The sequence below is a fragment of the Bradyrhizobium sp. LTSPM299 genome, from assembly GCF_000938235.1.
Taxonomy (GTDB): domain Bacteria; phylum Pseudomonadota; class Alphaproteobacteria; order Rhizobiales; family Xanthobacteraceae; genus Bradyrhizobium.
This window is the reverse complement of record NZ_JYMU01000047.1, coordinates 1-3,431: the sequence shown is the minus strand read 5'-3', so window position 1 is coordinate 3,431 and position 3,431 is coordinate 1. Positions and strand designations below refer to the sequence as shown.

At 63.7% G+C, this 3,431-nt stretch carries 4 protein-coding genes; 1 reads left to right on the top strand and 3 read right to left on the bottom strand.

Annotation, left to right across the window (positions count from 1 at the left end):
* From UP10_RS22665 to UP10_RS22655, 3 genes are all read right to left on the bottom strand, one after another.
* A partial coding sequence (locus tag UP10_RS22665; protein ID WP_502692180.1) for a transposase occupies window positions 1-243 on the bottom strand: 243 nt, incomplete at its 3' end.
* 96 nt (window positions 244-339) lie between these two features.
* Window positions 340-1,965, bottom strand: a complete 1,626-nt coding sequence (locus tag UP10_RS22660; protein ID WP_044589487.1) for an FMN-binding glutamate synthase family protein — start codon at window positions 1,963-1,965, stop codon at window positions 340-342.
* 185 nt (window positions 1,966-2,150) lie between these two features.
* Window positions 2,151-3,020 (bottom strand): patatin-like phospholipase family protein, encoded by an 870-nt coding sequence (locus UP10_RS22655; protein ID WP_082077222.1) that lies wholly within the window; start codon window positions 3,018-3,020, stop codon window positions 2,151-2,153.
* Window positions 3,021-3,188: 168 nt separating this feature from the next.
* Between UP10_RS22655 and UP10_RS22650 the strand changes: the two genes are divergently transcribed.
* On the top strand, window positions 3,189-3,431 hold a 243-nt coding region (locus UP10_RS22650; RefSeq protein ID WP_502692175.1), incomplete at its 3' end, for a transposase.

Genomic DNA, 3,431 nt, shown 5'->3' with positions numbered 1-3,431 from the left:
CCGACGGCTCGCCCGCACCCGGTGCAAATAGCCGTAAATGTAAAGCTTCAGCAGGTCGCCCGGCGCATAGGGCGGCCGACCCAGTTCCTCGGCCGCAGCCTTCGAAAATCCCAACTCCGCAAGAGCCAGCGCATCTACAAACGCATCGATCACCCGAACCGGATCGTCGCGCCCCACCACCTCGTCCAGAACCTCAGGAAAAAGCGTCGTTTGATACCGCGACTGGCCCGTCACATGCGCCATCATAACCTCGAATCAAAGCCCGATCCCGACAACAATAGCCGATCAGGTTTTCACACAGCCTGGAAAGCCGGGACGACGCCGTGTTTGTTGATGCTCCTACCCCGCCGGCTGGAACGTATCCGCGCGCGCCATCGCCCAGGCCTCGCGGAAGCGGCGGTCCTGGGTGCCTTCGAGCAATTCGCCCGGACGCAGCGCCGGGTAAAGCTCGGCGAACGAACAGACCTCGGTGGTCGAGGTCCGCTGCGAGAAGTGGATCGACCGCAGGTCCTGGGTGTGTTCGAGGCCGGCTGCGGCGAGCAGCTCGGTGAGCGCATGCAGGGTCGAGTGATGGTAGTTGTAAACGCGCTCGATCTTGTCAGGGACGTAGAGCGCGCGGTTGCGCGACGGATCCTGGGTGGTGACCCCGGTCGGGCAGCGATCGGTGTGGCAGCTCAGCGACTGGATGCAGCCGAGCGAGAACATGAAGCCGCGCGCCGAATTGCACCAGTCGGCCCCGATCGCCATCGCGCGCGCCATGTCGAAGGCGGTCGCGATCTTGCCGGAGGCGCCGATCTTGATGCGATCGCGCGCACCGATGCCGATCAGCGCATTGTGGACGAAGTTGACGCCCTCGCGCATCGGCATGCCCAGATGGTCCATGAACTCGAGCGGCGCCGCACCGGTGCCGCCTTCATTGCCGTCGACCACGATGAAATCAGGATAGATCCCGCTCTCCTTCATCGCCTTGCAGATCGCCAGGAACTCCCAGGGATGGCCGATGCACAGCTTGAAGCCGGCCGGCTTGCCGCCGGACAATTTTCGCATCTGGCCGACGAATTCCATCATCTGCAGCGGGGTCGAGAACGCCTTGTGATAGGCCGGCGAGATGCAGTCTTCGCCCATGGCCACGCCCCTGATCCTGGAAATCTCTTCGGAGACCTTTGCCGCCGGCAGCACGCCGCCATGCCCGGGTTTGGCCCCTTGGCTGACCTTGAGCTCGACCATCTTGATCTGGTCGTCGGCCGCGACGCGGGCGAATTCATCCGCATTGAAGGTGCCGTCGCGATTGCGGCAGCCGAAATAGCCGGAGCCGACCTCCCAGATGATGTCACCACCCATTTCGCGGTGATAGGGGCTGACGCCGCCCTCGCCGGTGTCGTGGGCGAAGCCGCCCTTCTTGGCGCCGGCGTTCAGCGCCCGCACCGCGTTCGGGCTCAGCGCGCCAAAGCTCATCGCCGAGATGTTGAACACCGAGGCCGAATACGGCCTGGTGCAGTCGGGACCGCCGATGGTGATGCGGAATTTCTCCTCGGCATGCGGCTTCGGCGCCATCGAATGGTGCATCCATTCATAGCCGTCGCGATAGACGTCCTCCTGGGTGCCGAACGGCCGCTTGTCGAGCACCATTTTGGCGCGCTGATAGACCAGCGCGCGGGTGTCGCGGGAGAACGGCATGCCGTCCTTCTCGCTCTCGAAGAAATACTGCCGCATCTCCGGGCGGATTTCCTCGAGCAGGAAGCGTATATGCGCCGAGATCGGATAGTTGCGCAGCACCGCATGGCTCTTCTGGGTGAGGTCGCGGATGCCGAGCAAGGTCAGCGCGCCGAAGATGATCAGCGGGACCAGGATGATGTCGAAGATCTTGTGGTCAAAAATCCCAATTGCCAGCAGCAGCGCGGTGACGACGGAGCAGATCGTCAGCACGACGAAGCGCGGCGAGAACGGAAGCAGCATCGTTTCCATAGAACCCCTCAGCCAATCGGCAGAACCAGCTTGCGCGTGAGCCTAATCCAACTCGCGGAACCAATTCTACACGGTTATACGGCCGAGCAGTCACAGATGTGACAACCGCCCGAATGGGCAGTGCCCCCGCCACAACCGGTCCAATTGATTCGAAAGCGGCTATTGCGGTGCACCAAGGCGCGGGATCAATGGTCGTGCGGCCGCAATTCGTGGGGGATGAGGCCCTGCTTTACCGCATCGTCGGCGAGCCAGGCATCGGTGGCGTCGATGGCGCGGGCGATATGATCCGAGGTGCGGGAGAAATCGTAGGGCGATCCGACCAGCGGGCAGAGCGGCGGTACCACGAAATACTCGACGCCGGGACCGATGTTTTCCAGCTCGTTGACGAGCTGGCGGGCAATCAGGAGCGTCAGCGCATGCAGCGCGTTGGCGAGCGCGCCGACCGGCGGCGCCTCGTTCGCACAGGCATGCCCGGTCGGCAGCACGATCAGGCGCCTGGCGCCCTTCTTCACCGCGACGCGGACCGGCGTGTTGCTGGAGATCGCGCCGTCGGCGAGGTAGTGATCGCGGTAATGCACCGGTGTAAAGGCGCCGGGTATCGCCGTCGACGCCACGATCGCCTCCGCGGTCGAGCCTTCCGACAGCACCACGCTGTCACCGCTGATGATGTCAGTGGTGACGATGTGGACAGGCAATTGGGCGTCCTGCAGGTTGCGGAACGGGATGTTATCGTCGATCAGCTTGCGGATGCCGTCGTGCGGAATCAGGAAATCCCGCCGCAGCAGGAAGCCGAGCAGCGTCCGCCAGTTCACCGGGAAGACGTCCTGCCGCTGCAGGCCACGCCAGATCTCGGCCAGCCGCTCGACGCCAGGCAGCGTCGGATCGCCGGCAAAGAAGGCGCCGTTCAGCGCGCCGACGCTGGAGCCGACCACCATATCCGCCGTGATGCCGTGGCTGACCAGCGAGTGCAGCATGCCGACCTGGATCGCGCCAAAACTGCCGCCGCCGGCAAACACAAAGGCGGTCTTCGGTGGATCCGGATCGGTGATGGACAAGATGCAGCTCCCTGGCCGCCGCGTCGGTGAGGCCGCGCGGCGTTCGGGGCGTTATAGCAGTGGAAGATCGGTGCAGGCCACTCACACCGCCGTCGTCCTGGCGAAGCAGGCTGTGTGAAAACCTGATCGGCTATTGTTGTCGGGATCGGGCTTTGATTCGAGGTTATGATGGCGCATGTGACGGGCCAGTCGCGGTATCAAACGACGCTTTTTCCTGAGGTTCTGGACGAGGTGGTGGGGCGCGACGATCCGGTTCGGGTGATCGATGCGTTTGTAGATACGCTGGCTCTTGCGGAGTTGGGATTTTCGAAGGCTGCGGCCGAGGAACTGGGTCGGCCGCCCTATGCGCCGGGCGACCTGCTGAAGCTTTACATTTACGGCTATTTGCACCGGGTGCGGGCGAGCCGTCGG

Coding starts and splice junctions, on each gene's coding strand:
- UP10_RS22660 (WP_044589487.1), bottom strand. CDS start 1,965: ATGGAAACGATGCTGCTTCCGTTCTCGCCGCGCTTCGTCGTGCTGACG.